This window comes from Desulfocicer niacini (assembly GCF_054657595.1).
Window position 1 is genome coordinate 156,866 of record NZ_BAAHYK010000003.1, and the last position, 23,244, is coordinate 180,109.

General features: G+C 49.2%; 14 protein-coding genes. 13 read left to right on the plus strand and 1 reads right to left on the minus strand.

Going from position 1 to position 23,244, the window contains the following annotated elements; genetic code table 11:
* The first annotated feature begins 160 nt into the window (after positions 1-160).
* From ACYQ2M_RS02575 to ACYQ2M_RS02600, 6 genes are all read left to right on the plus strand, one after another.
* Positions 161-535: a response regulator gene (locus ACYQ2M_RS02575; RefSeq protein WP_459914748.1), complete on the plus strand. Its 375-nt coding sequence runs from the start codon at positions 161-163 to the stop codon at positions 533-535.
* Positions 525-3,536, plus strand: a complete 3,012-nt coding sequence (locus tag ACYQ2M_RS02580) for a PAS domain S-box protein (RefSeq protein ID WP_459914749.1) — start codon at positions 525-527, stop codon at positions 3,534-3,536. Before ACYQ2M_RS02575 ends, ACYQ2M_RS02580 begins: the two co-directional genes overlap by 11 nt.
* Positions 3,533-4,648, plus strand: a complete 1,116-nt coding sequence (locus tag ACYQ2M_RS02585) for a response regulator (protein ID WP_459914750.1) — start codon at positions 3,533-3,535, stop codon at positions 4,646-4,648. Before ACYQ2M_RS02580 ends, ACYQ2M_RS02585 begins: the two co-directional genes overlap by 4 nt.
* Before the next feature lie 195 nt (positions 4,649-4,843).
* Complete coding sequence (locus tag ACYQ2M_RS02590) at positions 4,844-5,521, plus strand: response regulator transcription factor (protein WP_459914751.1); 678 nt, start codon at positions 4,844-4,846, stop codon at positions 5,519-5,521.
* 471 nt (positions 5,522-5,992) lie between these two features.
* Positions 5,993-7,417 carry a sensor histidine kinase gene (locus tag ACYQ2M_RS02595; RefSeq protein WP_459914752.1) on the plus strand — a complete coding sequence of 475 codons (1,425 nt, stop codon included), beginning with the start codon at positions 5,993-5,995 and terminating at the stop codon, positions 7,415-7,417.
* 16 nt (positions 7,418-7,433) lie between these two features.
* Entirely contained in the window at positions 7,434-7,913 is a 480-nt protein-coding gene (locus ACYQ2M_RS02600) for a transposase (RefSeq protein ID WP_459914753.1), read from the plus strand.
* 322 nt (positions 7,914-8,235) lie between these two features.
* On the opposite strand, the gene ACYQ2M_RS02605 is transcribed toward ACYQ2M_RS02600, so the two are convergent.
* Positions 8,236-9,246: a methyltransferase gene (locus ACYQ2M_RS02605; RefSeq protein ID WP_459914754.1), complete on the minus strand. Its 1,011-nt coding sequence runs from the start codon at positions 9,244-9,246 to the stop codon at positions 8,236-8,238.
* A 115-nt stretch (positions 9,247-9,361) separates the two neighbouring features.
* Here ACYQ2M_RS02605 and ACYQ2M_RS02610 point away from each other — a divergent pair, with 115 nt between their 5' ends.
* The 7 genes from ACYQ2M_RS02610 to ACYQ2M_RS02640 all read left to right on the plus strand — a co-directional run bounded on the left by ACYQ2M_RS02610 (position 9,362) and on the right by ACYQ2M_RS02640 (position 23,230).
* The gene (locus tag ACYQ2M_RS02610; RefSeq protein ID WP_459914755.1) at positions 9,362-10,789 is read left to right on the plus strand and encodes a two-component system sensor histidine kinase NtrB; all 1,428 of its coding nucleotides are present in this window, start codon (positions 9,362-9,364) and stop codon (positions 10,787-10,789) included.
* Complete coding sequence (locus ACYQ2M_RS02615; protein WP_459914756.1) at positions 10,786-12,144, plus strand: sigma-54-dependent transcriptional regulator; 1,359 nt, start codon at positions 10,786-10,788, stop codon at positions 12,142-12,144. Before ACYQ2M_RS02610 ends, ACYQ2M_RS02615 begins: the two co-directional genes overlap by 4 nt.
* Positions 12,145-14,460 carry a hypothetical protein gene (locus ACYQ2M_RS02620; protein WP_459914757.1) on the plus strand — a complete coding sequence of 772 codons (2,316 nt, stop codon included), beginning with the start codon at positions 12,145-12,147 and terminating at the stop codon, positions 14,458-14,460. It abuts the gene before it with no gap.
* Positions 14,461-15,013: 553 nt separating this feature from the next.
* A complete protein-coding gene (locus ACYQ2M_RS02625; protein ID WP_459914758.1) occupies positions 15,014-16,375 on the plus strand; it encodes a TolC family protein in 1,362 nt (453 codons plus the stop codon).
* The gene (locus tag ACYQ2M_RS02630; protein ID WP_459914759.1) at positions 16,368-17,942 is read left to right on the plus strand and encodes a TolC family protein; all 1,575 of its coding nucleotides are present in this window, start codon (positions 16,368-16,370) and stop codon (positions 17,940-17,942) included. Before ACYQ2M_RS02625 ends, ACYQ2M_RS02630 begins: the two co-directional genes overlap by 8 nt.
* Positions 17,943-18,075: 133 nt before the next feature.
* Entirely contained in the window at positions 18,076-19,542 is a 1,467-nt protein-coding gene (locus ACYQ2M_RS02635; protein WP_459914760.1) for an efflux RND transporter periplasmic adaptor subunit, read from the plus strand.
* 196 nt (positions 19,543-19,738) lie between these two features.
* Entirely contained in the window at positions 19,739-23,230 is a 3,492-nt protein-coding gene (locus tag ACYQ2M_RS02640; RefSeq protein WP_459914761.1) for an efflux RND transporter permease subunit, read from the plus strand.
* Positions 23,231-23,244 lie beyond the last annotated feature (14 nt).

The following is a 23,244-nucleotide window of genomic DNA, read 5'->3' on the forward strand; positions in this document are numbered from 1 at the left end:
GATTTTGATATCTAATATTGATAATAATTAAGAATTGTTACTTGTGATGGCGCTGAATAATTAAGATGTCCTCTGTCCACACCCCAGCAGGAGATCATCCGTGACCACGACTACGGTGATGTCAGGCGCTTATCACCGATAAATGAAGGATCTTTGATTCATGAACGACAAACTGATTTTGATCATAGAAGATAACGAAAAAAACGCAAAACTGGTAAAGGATCTGCTTCAGTACAAGGGATACCGCACCGTGGAAGCGGTAAATGGTCTTGAAGGCATTAAGGCCGCTGTAAAATATCTTCCCCAGCTGATTCTCATGGATATTCAGATGCCGGTAATGGACGGCCTGGAAGCCACCCGCAAGCTTAAAGAATTGCCGGAAACCCGTTCCATCCCGGTGGTGGCCCTGACCTCATGGGCCATGAAAGGGGATGAAAAGATCATTCTGGAAGCCGGATGTGACGATTACATGACCAAACCCATTAACACACGAGATTTTGTTAACCTTGTGGATCGGTTTTTTGATGCATCTTAACATGACGGCATCCCAGATGGAACAACCCATCCAATTCAAGGAGATGCGCGGGTTTTTCCTGATCTATTTCAGCATTTGCCTTCTTCTGGCCCCTCTGCTCTTTGTTCCCCAGCACCTGGCCAAACGCCGGTCTTTTATCCTTCAATTGGAAACAATGCAGAAGGAGGAGGTGAAGATTCACTACACCGCCATGGTAGACATTTTCAGTTCCATCACTTCGGATCTTATGGTGCTGGCCCAGCAGGAGAACCTGGGCCGATTTATTGAAAATGGTGATTCATCGGAATTGCTTCCCTTCAGCAGCCTGGCCCTGTCCATGGCCCGGAACAAGAGGGCATATGATCAGATTCGATTCATCGACCACCGGGGCATGGAACGAATCCGTATCCAGAGCACAGATCACACGGTATTCCAGGTCCCTTCGCTGGATCTGCAGAACAAGGCGGGCCGCTATTATGTGGAAGAGACCCGAAAACTGCCCCCCAATGCCGTTTTCGTGTCTCCCCTGGACCTGAACGTGGAAAATAAGGTCATTGAACGCCCCTTCAAACCCATGATCCGTATTGCCACGCCCCTTTACAATAGCAACGGGCAATACCGAGGCATGGTCATTCTTAATTACAAAGGCAAATATTTCCTTGAACGGATGCGGCACTCCTACCCAGAAGGGAAACTTTCCATCAATCCTCACTTGATCAACCAGGAAGGATACTGGCTTCTCAGCGACCGGCCGGAAACGGAATGGGGTTTCATGTTCAAAGAACGGTCAGAATTTACCTTTCAAAACCGTTTCCCCCAGGCATGGGAAAAAGCCATTGCCCACCAGGAAGAAGGGCAGGTGATGACCCCCAATGGTCTTTTCTCCTTTATCACCCTTTATCCGGTACGGGACTGTCACACCTTCCTGAAACAAAACAACTCCGATGGTAAGGAGATTTTGGTTGACAGCCCGGAGCCGTTGGCCTGGAAGATCATTTACCATACCCCCGGGGATCAGATCCAGGCCACCTTGCGTTCACAGAACCTGCGCCTTGTATTTATTCTAATCGTGTTCACCGGGGTCGCCACCCTGGTGTCCTGGGGCGTGGCCCGACACATGGTGATACGTAAAAGAAACACGCAGCTTCACAAGAATCTCCTCACCCTGAAAGACGGTCTTTTCCAGGCCACAAGTCTTCTCTCCGGCAGTCTGGATTTGGAAAAAATGCTCACCCTGGCCCTGACATCAACCAAGGATCTCATCAAAGCCCGGTACGCTGCCATCGGCCTGACCGATGAGGATGGAGAAATTTCCGAGTTTTTTTCCGTGGGATTTTCCTCTGAGGTCCACCGGGCCATCCCCCGCTGTCCGCCCCGCTCCGGGCTGGTCCGGGCACTGCTCCAGGAACAGAAAAGCATCCTGATTGAGGACATGCACCAGGATCCCCGATTCCAGGGGTTTCCCCATGGTCATCCCCCCATGGGCTCATTCCTTGGTACCCCCATCCTTTATAAAAATAAGCTGTTAGGCGCCATTTATATCAGTAACTGCGAACATCCCAAGGGATTTACCGCCGAAGATCTCCAACTCATAGAGGTGTTTGCCACCCACATTGCTGCGGAAATAATTACCCGACAGCTGTATCAGGAAATTCAGCAGGCCAATGACGTGCTGGAAGAACAGGTGCGACAGCGGACCCAACACCTTTCCCAGGTCAATGACCATCTGAAAAAGGAGATCGATCGTCGGGAAAAGGTGGCCGTGGCTCTGCACAAATCCGAAGCCCGGTTTCGAAGCACATTTCAACAGGCCGCTGTGGGTATCGCCCATGTCTCCCCCGAAGGAAGGTTCATACGCGTCAATCAACGGCTTTGTAATATCCTGGGGTATGAGCGAAAGGAGTTGAAGTTCATGGATTTCCAGGAGATTACCCATCCCGATGACCTGAACGTGGATATGGAACGTCTTCAAAAGGTAATTGATGGTAAAATTTCTCGATATTCCATGGAAAAACGATACATCCGCAAAAATGGGTATCCAGTCTGGTGCAACCTTACCGTTTCCCTGTTGCGCAATCCTGACGACACCCCCCGCTATTTCATATCTGTGGTGGAGGATATTTCCCAGCGTAAACAAGCCGAAGATCGGCTGCGTACCGCAAAAGCTGAAGCCGAAAAAGCCAACATCGCCAAAAGTAATTTCCTTGCCAGCATGAGCCATGAGTTGCGTACCCCCCTTAATGCCGTCATCGGATTTTCCGAGGTGTTGTTTGATCAGTTTTTTGGTCCTTTGAACGAGCGTCAGTCGGAGTACGTGGATGACATACTTCAGTCTGGACGTCATCTGCTGGCCCTGATCAATGATATCCTGGATCTTTCCAAGGTGGAGGCCGGGCAGATGCGGTTTTCAGCCGCCCCCACGGCCCTTGATCCGGTTATTGAAGCGTCTCTTAAAATTACCGGACCCATGATGGCGGCAAAACAGATACGCCTGATCCGGGAGCTGCCCGAAACGTTTAGCGGCATCCGTCTCCATGCCGATGCCCTCAAACTCAAGCAGATTTTCAACAATCTGCTCTCCAATGCCGCAAAATTCACCCCCGAGGGCGGCACCATAACCATCACTGGTCGTATCGTGCCGGATGTCTGTCCGCCATCCGATGTACCTGGTAAAGAGAGTGCATCGTCGGATATTTCGGGAACCTGCACACCTCCGGGTACACGGGGTGTTGAAATCTGCATTCGTGACACGGGCAGCGGGCTTGAACCCTATCATCTGGATAAGATTTTTGAGAGCTTTTTTCAGGTGGAGGCCGGTATTACCGACAAAACCCCGGGTACGGGCCTGGGCCTTCCCTTGGTCAGACGCTTTGTTGAGATGCACAAAGGACGAATATGGGTGCATAGCGATGGTTTGGAAAAGGGCAGTTGTTTCTGCTTTACCATTCCTTTGGTCCCGGATGAGGAGATCCTGTATCCCCAAGAACAACTTTCAGCTACACAAAAGGAAAGTGAAAAATGATAAATATCCCTGATTCTCCCACCATACTGGTGGTTGACGACGAGCCCCGTAACCTGCGTCTCATGGAGGCCATGCTTATCCCCATGGGGTGCCAGGTACAGCTGGTTGAAAATGGCGAAAAGGCTTTGGAATTGCTTAATGAAATCTCTCCTGACGTGATCCTGCTGGATGTGATGATGCCAGGCATGGACGGATATGAGGTGGCCCGTCAGGTGAAATCCCAGGAAAAAACCCTGGCCATTCCCATTGTGATGGTGACGGCCCTTCAGGATGTAACGGCCCGGGTGAAAGCCCTGGAAGCCGGGGCCGATGATTTTCTAACCAAACCCGTGGACAAAAGTGAACTGACTGCCCGGGTTCGTTCCCTGGTAAAAGTTAAAGCCTATCATGATTACATGAAACACTACCAGACGGAACTGGAAGCCGCAGTGGAATGCCGAACCCAGGATCTTAAAATTGCCATGTCCAGATTGGAACTGGCTGCCCTTGATACCGTTTATCGTCTCAGTACAGCTGCGGAATACAAGGACGAGGACACCGGTGCCCATATCAAGCGCATGAGCAACTATTCAGCGGCCGTGGCCCGCCAGTTGGGTTTCGGAAAGGATATCTGCACTCGTATTCTCCATGCCGCTCCCATGCACGATGTGGGTAAAATCGGCATTCCCGACCGAATTCTACTCAAACCGGGGAAACTCACCCCGGAGGAGTGGGTCATCATGAAACAGCACACCACCATGGGTGCCCGCATCCTGGGGAAGGCGGAAAGTCCCCATCTACGCCTGGCCGAGATCATCGCCCTGGCCCACCATGAAAAATGGGATGGCAGCGGTTATCCCCGTGGACTTGCCGGCAAAAAAATTCCCCTGGTGGGACAGATCGTGGCCATTTCCGACGTATTCGATGCCCTGACCTCCCGGAGGCCGTATAAGGAACCGTTTTCACTGGAAAAATCCTTTGCCATCATCCGTGAGGGACGGGGGAGTCACTTTGCGTCCCATGTGGTGGACGCTTTCTTTGCCGTGGAAAAAGAGATTCTGGAAATCAAGGAAACCTACCAGGATGAAGACCCCAGCCCCTTTGTGACCATGGCCCTTCAAGATGTGTCATAATCATTACCAGCCCCTGAGCTAAAGACTCAGGGGCTTGCAAGGCAACTTGTGAGCCCCGTTGATTAGTCGCTTATCTCTGATTTTGGTGTTATTGGGGCAAGAGGATCAGGAAACTTTTTGAGTTCTGGCTTGTCCAGGTTAGGCATAAGGTTTTTATCGTTAAAGGCCTCCACGATCATAATTTAAAGGAGATGTATGAAAATATTAATTGTGGACGATGAACCTGAAATTGTATCCCATCTGAGCAAAGGCCTTGTGGAGCAGCATTACATGGTTGAAAGTGCCCAGGACGGTGCCGAAGCCCTGGATAAGATTTTTGATGGGGTTTATGATCTGATAGTGCTTGATATAATGCTCCCCAAAATTGACGGTCTGACGGTTTTAAAGGAGACCAGGCAGGCAGACATCACCACGCCTGTTTTAATGCTGACGGCAAGGGATTCCCTGGAAGACAAAATCATGGGTCTGGACCGTGGAGCCGATGATTATCTTGCCAAACCCTTTTCCATCTATGAGCTCATGGCCAGAATCCGGGCGCTTTTGAGACGCTCTGGAGACAATACCGATTCGATTCTCATGGCAGGGGATTTGGCGTTGGACACCATTGCCCGCTGTGTTACACGGCAAGGGGTTCCCATCCCTCTTACCCCCAAGGAGTTTTCAATACTGGAGTTTCTGCTTTACAATAAAAATAGGGTTGTTTCCCGGTTTAATATTGCCGAACATGTGTGGGGAGACGATTTTGATCCATTCACCATGTCCAATTTTATTGACGTGCACATTAAAAATATCCGTAAAAAAACCAGTGATAAAAATATTATTAAAACCGTGCGGGGGCTGGGTTTTGTGATTGAGCACCCCATGGTTAAATAAACTTCAGGTAACACTCTCTGTCGGGCTTGTTCACAACGTGGGCTACTTTGGGGGGAGAATTGCGACCTGAGCTGTGAAAACTGCAGATTCCCTTAAAAGAGTCTACCGCAAGGTCAAAACTTCATTTTAGGATTGCCGATGTGCAATACGCTTTTGAATTTGTCATCTTAACGCTTAGCCTTGACTATGCAATACGTCTTTATGGCTTGTGTCTTCATGAGTTCTTCATAATAGGGGGCTATGGTGGAGGGGTAAGAATAACGCGTTCCCGGAACCCGTGACCGAAAAGGGGTTTTTGATAAAACCGCCGGGTTTCTAAAGGTGGTAAGCCCCAAAAGCGAAGATTTTTGATCTGGCAGCATCAAAGGGGGGATGGATATGAAATATGCGTGCCAGCTCACACACCTGACCCCGTTGGCCCATGTTATGAGCAGACCCAAAACTTGCACATCCAGTGAAAGGGAATGACGCGTGCAGATCAGACATAAAATAAATTTATGGATTACCTCCCTTGGCCTGCTGATTAATCTGGTGCTTGCCTCCATTATTTTGTTTGAAGCCTCTGAGCTTGCCTATGAAACACTGGATGAAGAGCTGGAAATTGCCATAAGAGAAGATTTTAAGCCATTGGCGAACGTTCCAGGCAACGTCTTTGATGCCCATTTGTTTGAAGAATTGCTTGATTTTGATCAGCAGTACTGGATAAAGGTGTTTGATATAAACGAAAAAATAGTGTTTGCATCAACACTTGCAAAACGTATTGATATTCCCTTTCAACCCAACAAAGAAGAATACAATTATGATGCTGCTGTTCCGGAAAACAGTTTGCTTTTTCAAGGAGAGTCAAACCAGGAAAATAAAAGAGACAACAATACCCTTACTTTCAGGGTCAACCATTTCAAGATCAATGTGGCTGAAACGGTTTTTTTTGTTCAGATTGCAAGATCCGTTGAGGCCCTTGACCAGGAAATTGATGAATTGATTTCCATTGTTGTCATGGGGTTTTGTGTGGCAGGGATTCTTCTGTTGGTATTGAGTCATCTGCTTACCAATAAAATTTTGCAGCCCATAATTGAAATAAACACCCTTGCAACGGAGATCAGTGCAAGTGACATGACCCGGCGCATTCCCCTTGGTGAAAATGTTGATGAGCTGTACCATCTGGCAGATTCGTTGAACCGCATGTTTGACAGGCTGCAGCATTCCTTTGCCAGCCAAAAACAGCTGGTGGCCGATGCGGCCCATGAACTGAAAAGCCCCATAACCATGCTCTTGCTGTTCATGGAGCGATCCATGGAACGTCGGGATCTGCCCCGTGAATACGCAAGTCAACTCATTAATCAGACCCATATTCTAAGACGCATGGGACGACTGGTGAAAAATCTTCTGGATATATCCTCCCTTGATCAAAAAACTAGCCTGCATCTTGAATGTTTTGATCTGGGCCATATGGTGACCAGGATGCTGGATGATTTTGAGGTAATGTTTGAACAATCCGGCATTGAAATTGAAAATGCAGTGCCTTCTAGGTACCAGATGATGGGAGACAGGGAAAAAATCCAGCGGTTGCTCATTAATCTTGTGGACAATGCAGTAAAATACAACCGGCAGGAAGGAAAAATAAAACTGGATTGTGTTGAAAAAAATAATGAGATTCATATATCCGTTTGGAACACCGGGATGGGGATACCGACAGCCGAACTAAAACAGGTATTGAAAAAATTTTACCGGGTGGAAAAATCTCGATCCCAAAAGTATGGTGGCTCCGGTCTCGGGCTTACCATTGTTGATAAGATAGCAACTCTGCATGGTGGCAGAGTGATCATGGACAGTGTGCCGGGACAGTGGTGCAGTGCCACGGTGATTTTTCCCTTTGCCCCATCGGAAAAAATATGAAACAACAGGAAAACAAATGCAGAAAACAGCGGATTCACATCCCCCAAAGCCATATCTGAGTATTGTAGTACCCTTCTATAACGAAGAGGATAATAAGGTACTTTCCTGGCGTGTTTCAAATACCATGGAAAGTGATTTCTGTGTGGATGCTTTGGAAGAAGCCATTCATCGTTTTGGCCCCCCTGACATTTTCAACACTGGCCAAGGGAGTCAATTTACAAGTGACGCTTTTACCGGTACCCTTAAAAAGCATGAAATTAAAATCAGTATGGATGGCAAAGGACGTTATCAGGACAATATTTTTATCGAACGATTATGGTGGACTTTGAAGTATCACTACATTTACCTGAGAACCTTTCAAAATGGGGCTGAGCTTCGCAGCGGATTGAAAACTTGGTTCCCCTATTACAACCAGGAAAGATTCCATCAATCATTAAACAACTGGACACCCGATGAGATTTACTTTAAAAAGCAATCAATGGATTTAGCAGCATAGTGGTTGAGGCTAATTTATGACTGATGTAACTTTTTTACACGTCTTGCAGGCGTATAAAAAAAGGTTCCACCCGCAACTGCTTTTTCATTTTTTTTTAAAAAATAAATTAAAATCTTCAGAGCTTATCCAAGCACAATGGCTGTTCACACATTGGAGTCCACCATATCTGGCCTGGGTGGCCTATACAATGCTTGGAACCTAAATCTTCGGGTTGGTAATGCGGGCCTTTGGGCTGTGCCCCATATTCGCCTGTTGGGAGCTTCTTGTCATACAAATGTTATGTGGCAGGGTAAGACAGGTGAAAATGGGGATAAATTATGTATCATGAACTGGCAAAATCCTTTGTCCCCACCATAATTCCCGACATCATGGGGCCCTCATAGGACGTCCTGTAAATATTTTTTATCCCCGCAAGCCCCATCATCCCTTGAATTTCATCCTCGGAATAGGCCTGCCCCCCCTGGGTGCCAAGGAGCATGTTCAGGGAAAAAAGGGCAGGGAACAGTGGACCATCCTTTTCATTGTTCAAAATAAAATCATGTATGATCATCATGCCCCCCGGTTCCAGCACCCGGGCGGCCTTTTTAACGATGCGCTTACAATCTTCCGGTGAATCCCCATGTAATATGTGGGAAATCCACACCACATCGTATCTGCCTTTAATCTGTGTTTCAAGGAAGTTTCCTTCCTGAAAATCAACACGATGGCTCATGTCAAACTTTTTTATGGTCTTTTCCGCAAAAGGACGGGTGGTGGGCAGATCAAATACCGTTGCCCTGATATCCGGGTTGTGCATGCAAAAATGGATGGCATAGGTGCCGGGGCCTCCCCCCAGATCCAGCAGTCGGGTTTTTCCTGTTAAATCAAGGGTGGGCACCAGGGTGGGTGCCATTCCCATGGCCAGGTTGAACATGCCCATGAGAAAGCTTTCCCGCCGGGTGTCGTCCTCATGGGAAATGCGGCCGCGGACCGGCTGCCCAGACATCACGGCCTCGTCCAGCCGAGACCAGGATTCCACCAGGTGATGGTGGTGCATGATCATGAAACCCACATACCGGGGGGAATCCTTGGATAAAAAAGTGCTTGAAAGAGGGGTGTTGGTGTAAAGATCTTTCTTTTTTTCAAGGAGATCCATGGCGCACAGTGCATTGAGGAGCATGGCCACGCTTCTGGGTTCAGCGTTGATTTCTTCGGCCACACCTTTGGCTGTGGTACCTTCAGGAGCAATGGCGGTGAAAATGTCCAGCTTTACAGCCCCGTGCAGGGCACAGGTTTCCCAATAGGCACCCGAAAGGGTGAGAAGTTTTCCTGGATGAACGGCTTGTTTTGTCATTGTCTGTCTCCTGACCTTAAAAGTGATATAAAAACAGGATCATGGTGTTTAAAACACTATTCTTTTTTAAAAAAATATTCAAAGTTTTTTCCGGTGGTGTGATATAAAACCATGTATGCATCTATCAGATGGAAATTTGAAGATTCCTGTGACACTCTTTCTTCCAGCGGGTTTTATTCTGGTGGTGGTGGTGGTGATGACTGTATTTATTGCCTGGTCCACGTGGCAGAATTTTGACAGAGATCGGCACAATGCCGTTAAGTGGCTTCTCCGGGAAGCGGATGCCCTCATCCATGTCATGCACACCGATGTCCGTGCCAGGATAGAAACCGGACAATCATTTAAAAGGACCGTTGAACAGATCATGGTTACCATTGGGGCAACGGAAAATATAGCATATCTGTACTGCATGAATGTCCGCACCGGGGATGTTTATCTCCCTTCCGGTCAGCAGAGCACTCCCTTTGAAACGATTAAATCCCATGGCATGGCTCCGCTCCGGGAAAGCCATATAATAAGGGAAATTAAAGGACATATACCGATTCTGCATTTGACAAGAAAATTTGTTTTGTCAGACACGCCTTCACAAGGGCCTGGCGAGACCACAGACATGGATCAGCGTCCGGCGGCTATTTCCCCGGGAGTTGATGGTAGAGAAGATCTTTATGTGGTCATGGGACTGAACATGGACCTTTACCAGGAGGCCAGGCAGGCAGATCTTCACCATGCAGGCATCATGATTGCCATTCTCCTGGCCCTGGGGGCCGGGGCGGTGTTTTTTGTTTTTGTAATCAGAAATTACCTTAAAGACTTGGTGCGCATGCAACGTCTTCAGCGCCAGGTTCAGAAAAATGAGAAATTCGCCGCCATCGGCCAGCTCAGTGCCAGTGTGGCCCATGAGATCAGAAATCCTTTGAGTTCCATCCGGGGGTTTGCCCAGTTTTTCGTTCATCTGTTTAAAGATCATGAGGAGCACCGGGAATATGCCATGATCATGGTCAAAGAGCTGGACCGCATCAATGGGGTGATTACCGATCTCATCACCTTTGCAAGACCGCTGAAGCTGAATTTCAAAACGGTGCGTGCAGCGGATCTTGTGTGCCATATTTTCCGTCTCATGGAGGGGGACGCCAGCTCCAAGGGGGTTGGGATATCCATGACCATTGAGGAGAGCATGCCCCCATTGGTTGTGGATGAGGATCAGATGAAGCAGGTGCTGCTCAATCTGGTGATCAACGCCCTGAATGTCCTCGTACCAGGGCAGCACATCATCTTGGGAGGGCGGGGTAAAAGTGATGCTGCATGGGGATATCTCTGGGTGGAAGATGAAGGTCCGGGCATTGCCTTCGGGGATCATCAGCAGATTTTTAATCCCTTTTTCAGTGGGGGGAATAAAGGCTCTGGGCTGGGCCTTGCTATTGCCCGTAAAATAGTAGAAAATCATGGTGGAACCCTGGCCGTGGAAAGTCCGGTACCGGGAAAAAAGAAGGGTTGCCGGTTCACCATTGCCCTTCCCATGTCAAGGCAAGGGCACGGGAGATGACACACATGAAACTGCTGGTGGTGGATGATGAGGCCTCTCATTTAAAAATGCTCACGGCGGTGTTGACCCGACGGGGATACCAGGCGTGCACGGCGGGCTCCGGGGAGACGGCGGTGGAAAAAGTAGCCAATGAAACCTTTGACCTGGTGCTTATGGATGTGAAGATGGAGGGTATGGATGGCATTGCAGCCATGAACCGCATGATTGCCCTGCGACCGGGGATTCCCATTGTGCTCATGACAGCCTTTGGTTCCATTGATGCGGCGGTGGATGCCATGAAAATCGGAGCAAGGGATTATATCACCAAACCCATTGATATTGACGCGTTGATACCCCTGCTGGACAATATCCTCTTGCGGGGGGGGAAAAAAATGCCTGGGGATTCTCCCAAAGAAGCCATTGAACAACCCCATGGCTTTTCCGGGATCATAGGAGAAAGTCAAGCCATGCAGACGGTGTTTGATCTGGTGGCCAGGGTGGCCCCTTCGGAGGCATCTGTGTTGATTACCGGGGAAAGCGGAACGGGCAAGGAGCTTATTGCCAGCGCCATACATGCCGCCAGCCCTAGGGTTCAGAATCCTTTTATAAAGGTCAATTGCGCATCCATACCGGAGTCACTACTTGAAAGTGAGCTTTTTGGACATGAAAAAGGGGCTTTTACCGGTGCCTTGAAAAGTCGTCAGGGCCGGTTTCACATGGCGGACAAGGGCACCATATTTTTGGATGAAATTGCAGAGATGGCTGTGCCCATACAGGCTAAACTGCTCCGGGTGCTCCAGGAAAAAACCTTTGAACCCCTTGGTTCCGGAAAAACCGTCCGGGTGGATATTCGGGTGATTTCAGCCACCAATAGAGTTCTGGCCGCTGAAATTGAGGAAAACCGATTTCGGGAAGACCTTTTCTACAGGTTGAACGTTGTCAGTATTGCCCTGCCTCCCCTTCGGGACAGAGCTGAGGATATCCCTCTTCTCACCCGATTTTTCATTGAAAAATACAGCCGGGCAAATCAGCGACATATCACCGGCTGCACCGCCTCGGTGGCGGATCTGTTTTCTGCATACCCCTGGCCTGGCAATATCCGTGAACTGGAAAATGCCGTGGAGCGGGCCGTCATTCTCACCCGGGGGCCACAGATTACCCCTGAAGATCTTCCGGCATCCATAGTGCCGGAAGTCCCCAGTCCACATCATGCATCTTTCATGGAAAATTCGGAAACCTCCCTGAAAGAGATGGAAAAAAAAATGATATTAAAAACCCTGAAAGAGACCCAGGGCAACAGAACAAAAACCTCTGATATTCTGGGTATTTCCAGAAGAACGCTTCAGCTGAAACTGAAAAAATATGGAGTAAATTGAATGGTCCTTCTTTTTTCCCGCCCCCCCGGTCTGGACGATTTTCATCTTACGGAATATTCCATGCCTTTCCGCCTGGACAGACTGACACCGGGGGTGGATAATAACCGATACGATGTTTGCTTGAGCACTGCCTTTTGCAGAAGTCTGGAGGAATTTATTCTCTGTCTCATGGAAGAGATGGCCATGCCCGGTAAGCAAAACGGCCGGGCTGAAAAGAGTATGGGCGACAAGGCTGTCGGGGATCAATTTAAAACAACCTACCGGGACTTTATGACCACTGCCATTAATCAAGCAAAGGTCCGGCGGCAGGTTCAAGTGGATTATATTGTCCGCACCGCAGTTGCTGCCCTTGTCATCCGGGAGATCAACAGCGGTTTTGGTGCCTTTGTGGCCAACCTTCGGCAAATGATCCAGGAAAAAGAAATGGAACGAAGGCGCACAGGAGAAGATCCCCTAGTCCTTAAGGCGGCGCTTTCTGAAATTTTATTGAATAAAAAACAAGTGGTTCGCAGGGTGGGAAAACATGTGTTCTCCCAGATCTATGACGTTGATCAGCATGATCTCAACGGTATCAGGGAATCTAATTTTGGCACCGATGCATTATTACCGGAAGACTTTTTTCTGAATCCCTTTCTTTACGCCGGTAAAATTGATGACGATTTCATGTTAGATACCTATGACATTCTGCCTGGTAATCGAATTGATGATGCAGATCGGTATGATGTTTTACTTTCCACCATTCATAATCGATTCATGGAGATGCTCCCCAAGGGGAGGGCAGAGCTTTCCGGGCAACAGAAAGACCCGGTGGCTCCGGGACAGGAAACGGATGATGAAAATTCGCCCAGCCATGGAAAGGCCATATGGGAAAACATGGTGGATGGGTGGATACAGCAGGTAGAGAATGCCGAAATTCTTTTCGATTTTATTTCCACCCGTGAGCATTGTAAGTTTTTAAAGCAGCAGGGTGATAAAAACGAAGAAATAAAAAAATTAACCCAGGTGGCCAAACAACAGCACCGCATGTTGCGTTTCTTTTTTAAAAAGTTTCAAAGGGCCGGAGTGATGAAAAGAATTTGTGCCTCCTTTGAAATTCGCCCCATATGTTCTGTTTATTGCCCTCCTCTGGTACCCCAGGTGCTTTTGCAATACATGCTGGTTCGTGGTTCCCGGAAAATGATTATCAACCGTCTCAAGCGATTGTCAAAAATTAATCATGTGCCCTTTCCCATGGGACCCCTTAAACGGTGTCAACGGGGGATTAAATATCTTGGTACTGCAAAAAAAGAGGCCTATCTGGTTCGATTTTTTAGGGGTTTTTTTCGATACCACAGAGATTTCCAAAATTTCATAATCCTTAAAGATGCCATGGATCGGGTTCACCTGACGCAAGATGAAAAACATCTCCGGTTATCCCGGGTAAACAACACCCTTTATGAATTTCTACTTCCCCACGAGATCAGCACCCAGGAAAAACCGGTGATCACCCATACCATCCTTAAAGCAGATATCAGGGGGTCCACAGATATTGTTCATCGTATGAAGGAAAAGGGCTTAAACCCGGCATCTTACTTCAGTTTGAATATGTTTGAACCCATCACCGAGGTGCTTGCCGAGTATGGGGCGTTTAAAGTGTTCATTGAAGGGGATGCCATGATCCTTGGCATCTACGAACGTCAGGATATGCCCGAAGGATGGTACAGCGTTGCCAGGGCCTGTGGGCTTGCTGTGCAGATTCTGCAGATCATACAGCGTTACAATGTTAGAAATCAGCAATACCATCTTCCACTTCTGGAGATCGGTATCGGAATTACCTTTGCCAATGAGGCTCCCACTCTTTTTTTTGATGAAGATTTTGAGATCATGATATCTTCTGCCATTAATCTGGCTGATCGTCTGTCCGGATGCTCCAAGGTCATAAGAAAACAAATGAATACCAGAAGTCTTCCCTTTAATAATTATGTGTTCCAGACAGAATCAGACGAAGCCATGGCCTCCACTGCCGATGATATTCTGAGCCGATATAATGTCAATGGCATAGAACTTCATTCCCTGGCCTTTGAAAAATTGTCCCGGGAGATTCGTCTTGAGAGCGTTGAATGCATGATTCCCGGGGTTTCATCGGAAAAAAATTTGTTTTTCACGGGGATATTTCCCACGGTCACCGGTCGATATCAGCGGATCATTATCCGGCAGGGACCTGTTCACCATATCCGGAAACGGGATATGTCCTTGGTTTCCATCACTGATAAATCATTCTATGAAGTCTGTACCAATGCCATGGTATATGACTATTTTCAAAAGCAGAGCCTTTGATCAGGTCCCACCGGATATAAACAAACAGGGTGAGGGGAACAAATCACAGCCGTTCCCCTCACCACCGCGATTATTGGCGCTTTTGTTGAAATTTATCTTGACACGCAGGTAGTTGTCAAAAGCATCAAAGCCTGATAAAAAAACTCAGGATCTAGTACCACATAGCTTGCCCCCATTGGCCCTCCAATTGTGACGGGTGGCCCATCTTGTGACCAACCCCTGATGCTTCAATCAAGGGTGCGAAATTTTGTCGCACCTGATTTGTGCACACTGCGTAAAATTTTATCATGTTGACGTCATTTATGTTCCATATTCTGGGCATTAACTCGATTTTATCTGTTTAATGCTATCGGGCCTATTTCCATTTTTCAGGTTCTATCCTTAACCAGCGTGGGTTCAGGCTTGAGTTATTGGTATTTTTGTTGGGATTCATCTTTAAGGCATATTTTTTGCTGTAATCTAAATCAGGTTTTACGTGGAGCTTGTCGATGTTCATGGGACTGCCTGGCAGGACGCAACGGCGAAATTTGATTTTCCATTCAGGTGGGTGAATATGATGCTTTTTATCAAGAAAAAAAACAGGTGTTTCTGGTTTGTTTTATTGATGCACATGGCTGTTCTTGGCAATGCCTTTGCCGTACAGGAAAAAGCCACCGGAGAATCATCGGATCTTTTTTTTCGAGAAATAAGTCTTTCCTGGATACTTGAGTATGCCACCATAAACAATCCTTCGATCCAGGCAGAAATGCAGAAGTGGCGTGCCATGGTGGAAAAATATCGCGTTGCCGGCGCCTATCCCGATCCCCAACTGATGGTCACATGGTTCCCAAGCCCCATCGAAACCCGGCTGGGACCCCAGGACTGGAATGCCTCCCTGTCCCAGACCATTCCTTTCCCCGGGAAACTGACGACTTCCGGAAAGGTGGTGAAAACAGATGCCGCCATGGCTAAATTTGCCACGGATGCCCGGGTTCGGGAGGTGACCGCCCGGGTGACCCAGTCCTTTCATGAACTGACATACATCAGGAAGGCCCGGCAGATTGCCGCAGAGAATGCAATCCTTCTGGATAAGTTGAGGCAGATGGCCGAAACCGGTCATGCCCGGGATCGCACAGCACTGATTGACGTGGTCAAGGCCCAGTCCCAGGTGGGGCAGCTTCGGTACGATATCCTGTTACTTGAAGAACTTGAACAAACGGAAACGACTCTTCTAAATTCCCTTCTTAATCGACCACCGGACGGAACGCTTGGCCCCCTTAAAACATTGCCTGTGACCTTTGTGAATATTTCCATGGACACCCTTTACACTCTGGCAGATGCCAATCAGGAGGGGATACGGATTGCCGGTTTAAGGGTGGAAAAGGCCAAGCATGGGGTGACCCTGTCACAGTATGCAGGCAAACCTGATTTCAAGCTGGGGCTTTTTTATGCAGGCATTGGAAACCCCGATGTTCCCTCCCCCCCGCACGATGCCGGCAACGATGCCGTGGGTATTCAATTCGGGATCAATATCCCCCTGTGGTTCGGGAAAAACAATGGAAATATTGAGATGGCTCGGGCCATGGTCCTTCAGGAAAAAGCCATGCTGACTGAAATAAAAAATCAGATCCATAGCCGTATCCGTTCTCTGTATTTCAAGTTGAATAACTCAAAAAGGCTCATGATCCTTTACGGAAAGGAGCTTATGCCCCAGGCTGTGAAGGCCTTGGGTGTTTCCCAGGAGTGGTTTCGCAATGGCCAGGGCAGTTTTTCAGATGTTCTGGAGGCCCAGGCGGCTGTCTATAATTTCCAGCTTGCTCTGGCAAGGGCAAGGGCCGATTACGGAAAAACCCTTGCCGAACTCCAGCGTCTTGTGGGGGGACGCATTGACCAATGGAATGGTGCATCCCGGACCAGGGAGGTGGACAATGGTTAAACGCGCTTTGTTTGTTTTAGTGGTATTTTTTTTTCCCCAGCCGGGATGGTGTGATTATCAGGAGCTTAAATATCAGCTGGATCATTATTCCCCCCCCGGGGAAAGGAGCGTGGGCCTTTCTTTGCCTGCTGCCTCTCCTGGACAGGGAGCTGGGGACCCTTTATCCCCGGCCCAGGAAAAAGAGTTTCATCTATTAATGGGTATTGGAGAGGTTTCGGAATTTGTTCAGGATGCCGGCACCACAGGAAAGCCTGCTTTTGAAAAATCGGTGGTTTCGCCCGGATTTTTTAACATTCCCCGGGAGCTTGAAAAAAAACTCTCCGGTGCGGATACTGATGATCATAAGGCCATGGCGTTATTGCAAGGTCCAGTTCATCTGGATCTGATCTCGGCCCTGGCGGTTTTGAGAAATCCCGGTGTTGCCGCAGCCAGGAGTTCCCTTGCGGCAGAGCGGGCAAGCTTCAGCGAGGTGGCGGATCTGGATCTTGTGCTGGCGCGTTATTCTGCATTCACAGAAGGACTTATGAACGGGGTGGGACCGATAAAAGGGCGACAATCGGTTCAAATGATATTCCCCTTTCCCGGTGTGACCGCCCTCAAGGGCCGGGTGGTGGGGCAGGCGGTGATGGCTGCCGGAGAAGCGGTGACCATGGCGGAACGTGAGGCTGTGACCGGGGCTCAAAAGGCCTTCTGGGATCTGGTGTACCTTCAAAAGGCCCTTGCCATCACCCGGGAAACCCTGGCCCTGTTGAAAAATCTCAACGGTGTGGCAGAAAGCCTTTACCGGGCCGGCAAAACAGGGTTTCAGGATGTCACCCGGATCACCGTAAAGGTTTCTGTACTGGAAGATTCAATTATAACCCTCAGGGAAAAGCAGCTTAACACCCGGGCAGCCCTCCTGTCTTTTTTGAATCTCCCCCCGGATGTTTTCCTGGGTGCCCCGGTTATGAATTCCCCTTCCCTCAATGTTCCCGGGCTTGAGGCTCTTTATCCAGTGGCAGAAAACAAGCGGCAGGAATTAAGGCAGATGCGCGCCCGAATCGTCAGGATGGAATATATGCTGGAAATGGCGGAGACCCTTGTGATGCCGGGCTTTGATCTTGGTTTTTCCCAATTCAATGACACCGCCATTACCCAGGTGGGGTCCCAGGCCATGGTTCCCGGGTTTCCCCGGCAGATTACCGCATCCATGGGACAGGGACTTCCTAAAAAAGCCTGGTATGGGGTAGGTGCTTCCTGGCTGGAGGAAACCAGGAACCGGATCACCTCCCGCAGGGAGGCGTTACGGGGAATGGAGTCAGATACCCGTAAAATGGTGAGGCTGGCCTGGTATGAATTAGACAGGGCGGTGCGGGCATCAGGACTTTATGGCAATACCGTTGTGAGTATGTCCCGTAAGGCCCTTGACGTTTCCACACGGGAATATGAGTCAGGACGGATCACCTTTGCCGATGTGGCCGGATCTTATTCAGACTGGCTTCAGGCCTGCCTGGGGTATGCCAGATCCGTAAGCGACATTGCCATTGCCAGAATTGAACTTGAGCGGGTCATGGGAACACGGTTGTGAGTCTTTCTGAAACCTCATTAAATGGGATGGAAGCAGTTGAGAACACTAGCGGCCATCCTGGACATTGGCATAATCAACGGCTTTCAGGTTTATCGAATCGGGCTTTCAGGAATGAATGCACAGGAGAAATGATATGGGTGAGCAAAAAAAACGTGATATTCCGGTGACAGCCATTGCGACCACCATTGTACTTACGGCTGCCGTCATCCTTGGTGGTTTTTATTTCATGGGATTTCATCTTCCCCATGGAAGCAAGTTTTCCCAGGGCCAGATTTCCCTGGCCGAGGATAAGCCTGTTCAGTTGTGGACCTGCGGAATGCATCCCTGGATTATCACCGAGGAACCCGGCCAGTGTCCCATCTGCGGTATGAATCTTGTCCCCAAAGCGGCGGCTGAGGACACACCAAAAAATGTTGAAGAAAGAAAGATTGTTTACTGGCGGGCTCCCATGGACCCCCTGGAAATCCATGATGCACCGGGGAAGAGCAATATGGGTATGGATCTGATACCGGTGTATGAAGATGAACTGGTGGGCGGGGTTGATGTCATCGTGGATCCGGTGACCCGGCAGAACATGGGGATTCGCATGGCCGTGGTTGAAAAGGCTCTGCTTGAACATACCATCAGAACCTATGGGCATATAACCTACGATGAGACCCGCATGGCCCAGGTAAGTCCCAAGGTGGATGGTTGGATCGAACAGCTCCGTGTGAACTTCACCGGGGAAGCAGTGAAAATGGGAGAGCCGCTGCTGGAAATTTACTCTCCCCAGCTGCTTTCTGCCCAGGAGGAATATCTTTCCCTGTATCACTCCCTGAAAGACAGCCGAAGTTCCCAGATCAGCCTTCTTCTGGAATCATCACGGCGGAGGCTGAGTTATTTTGATGTGGCAGAGGAAGAGATCCGTGCCATGGAAGTCTCGGGCCAGGTGAAAAAGACGGTGATAATTCGATCTCCCTTTTCAGGGGTTGTGACCTTGAACCAGGCGGTTCAGGGGGGATATGTCAAGGCCGGCACCACCCTTTACAACATCGCTGATCTTTCCCGGGTGTGGGTGGATGCCCATATTTACGAATATGAACTTGATCAGGTCAAGGTGGGTCAGGAAGCTGAAATGTCTCTTCCCTATCTTCCCGGCAAGCGCTACTTGGGCAAGGTTACTTTTGTCTATCCCTATCTCCAGGAGAAAACACGGGATGTGGTGATCCGCCTGGAGTTTGACAACTCACAGATGGACTTAAAACCCCAGATGTACGGGGATGTCCGGATCAAAACCGGTGGTACCACCATGGGCATTATCATTCCTTCTGAATCGGTGCTTAGATCCGGTGAACGAAACGTGGCCTTTGTTTCCCGGCCGGGGGGTAAATTTACCCCGAGGGAGGTGCAACTTGGGATGGCACTGGATGACAATAAGATCCAGGTACTCACCGGGCTTGCTCCGGGGGAATTTGTGGTGACCTCGGGGCAGTTTCTTCTGGATTCAGAATCAAAGCTCCAGGAGGCGGTGAAGAAGATGATGGATATTTCAAACAATGCCTCCCTGGATGAAGTGACGGCAGCCCAGGCTGATGATGATTTTTTCAAGGAGATGGAATAATCTGTCCTCCTTGCAGCGGCAGTCGCAGATTATCGATGGCAGAGCTCCCAACGGCAGGTCCGTCCGGGGGCGCCTCGGGTTCCTGTTGGGGGCGGCATAATGCCATGTTGATTATTCCTTGTATCGGCAGACCGACATGGTCGATATATTAAAAAGAAGGTTCTGGGTACTGTGATCACCGGAAAGGACGTATAAAATGATTGAAAAAATAATTGAATGGTCGGTGAACAACCGGTTCATGGTGGTCCTTGCCACCCTGTTTGCCATCCTGGGGGGGGGATTTGCCTTGGTTAATATCCCTGTGGATGCCATCCCCGATTTGTCCGACGTTCAGGTTATTGTTTATACCGAATTTTCCGGTCAGGCCCCCCAGGTGGTGGAGGATCAGGTGACCTATCCCCTGACCACTGCCATGCTCAGCGTACCCTTTGCCAAAGTGGTGCGGGGATATTCTTTTCTTGGCTATTCCTTTGTTTATATTATTTTTGAAGATGGTACAGATCTTTACTGGGCCAGATCCCGGGTTCTGGAATACCTGAATTTTGTGTCCGGCCGTCTCCCTGCCGGAGTGACGCCCAGTCTGGGACCCGATGCCACAGGCGTTGGCTGGGTGTATGAATATATGTTAAAGGACACCTCCGGCAAGCATGATCTCCAGGAGATGAGAAGTCTCCAGGACTGGTACCTTAGATATGAACTCACTGCGGTGCCCGGTGTATCCGAGGTGGCAAGCATAGGTGGGTTTGTCAAGCAGTATCAGATCGAAGTTGATCCCAACAAACTGCTGGCCTATAATCTTCCCATTCAGAAAGTGAAAATGGCCATCCAGCGCTCCAATAATGATGTTGGCGGAAAGCTGGTGGAGATGGGGGAAACTGAATTCATGGTCCGGGGGCTTGGCTACATCAAGTCCCGGGAGGATATTGAATACATCGCCGTGGGGGTGGACAAAGACGGCACGCCCATTCTCATGAAAAACATTGCCAATGTTCAGATTGGGCCTGAGCTCCGCCGGGGGGTATTGGAATCCAATGGTGAAGGCGAGGTCGTGGGCGGTATTGTGGTGATGCGTTATGGAGAGAATGCCCTTGATGTCATTCACCGGGTCAAGGCAAAATTAAAAGCCCTTGAAAAGGGCTTGCCCGATGGGGTGGTAATTGAAGTCGGATATGATCGTTCCGGTCTCATCGAAAGAGCAGTGGAGACCCTGAAAGGCAAGTTGATGGAGGAGATGATGGTGGTGGCCCTGATCTGCATCATTTTCCTCATGCATTTTCGATCGGCATTTGTGGCCATATTCACCCTTCCTGTGGGGATACTCATATCGTTTATGATCATTTATCCCCTGGGAATTAACGCCAATATCATGAGCCTTGGCGGCATAGCCATTGCCATTGGTGTGATGGTGGATGCATCCGTGGTGATGGTGGAAAATGCCCACAAACATCTGGAGCGGGATGCCGGCACCAAGTCCCACATCCAGATCATCATAGACGCCTCCAAAGAGGTGGGACCCGCGTTGTTCTACAGCCTTTTGATCATCACGGTGTCTTTTTTGCCGGTGTTCACCCTAGGGGAACAGTCCGGGCGGATGTTCAAACCCCTGGCCTTCACCAAAACCTTTGCCATGGCCGCATCCTCGGTGCTTGCCGTGACGGTGATTCCGGTTCTCATGACTTTTTTTGTGCTGGAAAGACCGGTTCCTCGGGAACTTTCCACTGTAAAAAAACGATTGATTTATTATGGGCTTCCCACACTGCCCATTGCAGGGGTTCTCATGGTCGGGGCAGCAGGGCTGGATCTTCCGTCCTGGAGCCTTGCAGCTGCCCTGATACTTTCGTTTTTCATTGTGATGTGCCTGATTCCCCAGAAGATTTTCCCGGAAACCCGGAATCCCATCAGCCGTTTTTTTGTGAAACTGTACCTGCCCCTCATTGAATGGGTTCTGAACTGGAGAAAAGTAACCACTCTGGCGGCTCTGGTGGTGGTGTTGTTTACCTGGTATCCCTTTTCCCGGCTGGGCAGTGAGTTCATGCCGCCCCTGGATGAGGGTGATCTTTTATATATGCCCACCACTTTGCCTGGCATCTCCATCACCAAGGCCCGGGAACTTTTGCAGCAGACCGACAAAATTATCCAGCGGTTTCCTGAAGTGCACCACACCCTTGGAAAAATCGGCAGGGCCGAGACCCCCACCGATCCCGCACCCTTAAGCATGATTGAAACCACCATCATGTTAAGGCCCGAAGTGGAATATGAAAAAATTGTCGTGGAACGCTTTTTTTCCCAATGGCCCCAGTGGTTAAAAACCCCCTTTGCCTTTGTCTGGCCCGAAGAGATAAAGGGAAAGATTCTTCATGAATGGCGTAAGAAAGAGGTGCCACGGTTTTTCTCCCACTGGCCCCGATGGATTAAACATCCTCTGGCAAAGGTATGGCCGGAAGAGCGTTATATTACAAGTGATGAATTGATTGCCGATTTGGATTACGCCATTCAGTTTCCGGGCTTGACCAATGCCTGGACCATGCCAATTAAGACCCGCATTGACATGCTGTCAACGGGCATTAAAACCCCGGTGGGTATAAAACTCATGGGTCCGAATCTTTCCGTGTTAAGTGAGCTGGGTTCAAAAATTGAAGCAGTGGTTCGGGATATTCCGGGTACACTGTCGGCATTTTCCGAGCGGGTCACGGGCGGAAATTATATGGATTTCAATATTCGCCGGGACCAGATTGCCCGGTATGGACTCACCGTGGGGGATGTGCAGGATGTTATTATGACCGCCATCGGCGGAATGAATGTCACCTATTCCATTGAGGGTCTGGAGCGGTATCCCATAAATCTGCGCTATAATCGAGAGCTTCGCGATGATCTTGAGCGCCTCCGGCGGGTTCTGGTTCCCACCCCTTTCGGTGCCCAGGTCCCCCTGGCCCAGCTGGTGGATTTTTCCATTCACAAAGGGCCGGCGGGTATTAAAAGTGAAAATTCCAGAAGGACGGCATGGATTTATGTGGACATTCGGGGCATGGATCTGGGGACCTATGTCAAGCACGCCAGGGAGATCGTGGATCAAGAAATCGATATTCCATCGGGGTACTCCATGGTGTGGTCCGGGCAGTACGAATACATGGAAAAGGCCCGTAAAACCTTGAATATCATTGTCCCCGCAACCCTGGCCATTATTTTTATTCTGCTGTTTCTTCATTTTAAAAGCGTTATGGAGGCAAGCATTGTCATGGGAACCCTTCCCTTTGCCATGGTAGGGGGGATCTGGTTGATTTATTTCCTGGGATATAATGTGTCCGTGGCTGTGGTGGTGGGCTTTATTGCCCTTGCGGGGCTTGCCGCTGAAACAGGTGTGGTCATGCTGGTCTATCTGGACGATGTTTTTCACCGCCGTATGAATGCAGGGGAAATGACGTCCCCGGCGGATCTTCGGGTTGCCATTATTGAAGGCGCTGTCGAGAGGGTTCGACCCAAGATCATGACGGTGGCCACAACCCTCATCGGCCTGTTGCCGGTGATGTGGGGAAACGCCACCGGCGCCCAGGTGATGAAACGCATTGCCGCACCCATGGTGGGGGGATTGATCTCTTCCACCATATTAACCCTTGTCATTATTCCCGCAGTTTATTTTATCTGGAAACAGTGGGAACTGAAATATCAGAAGGTATCAACAATATCGTAATAATAAGGAGAATC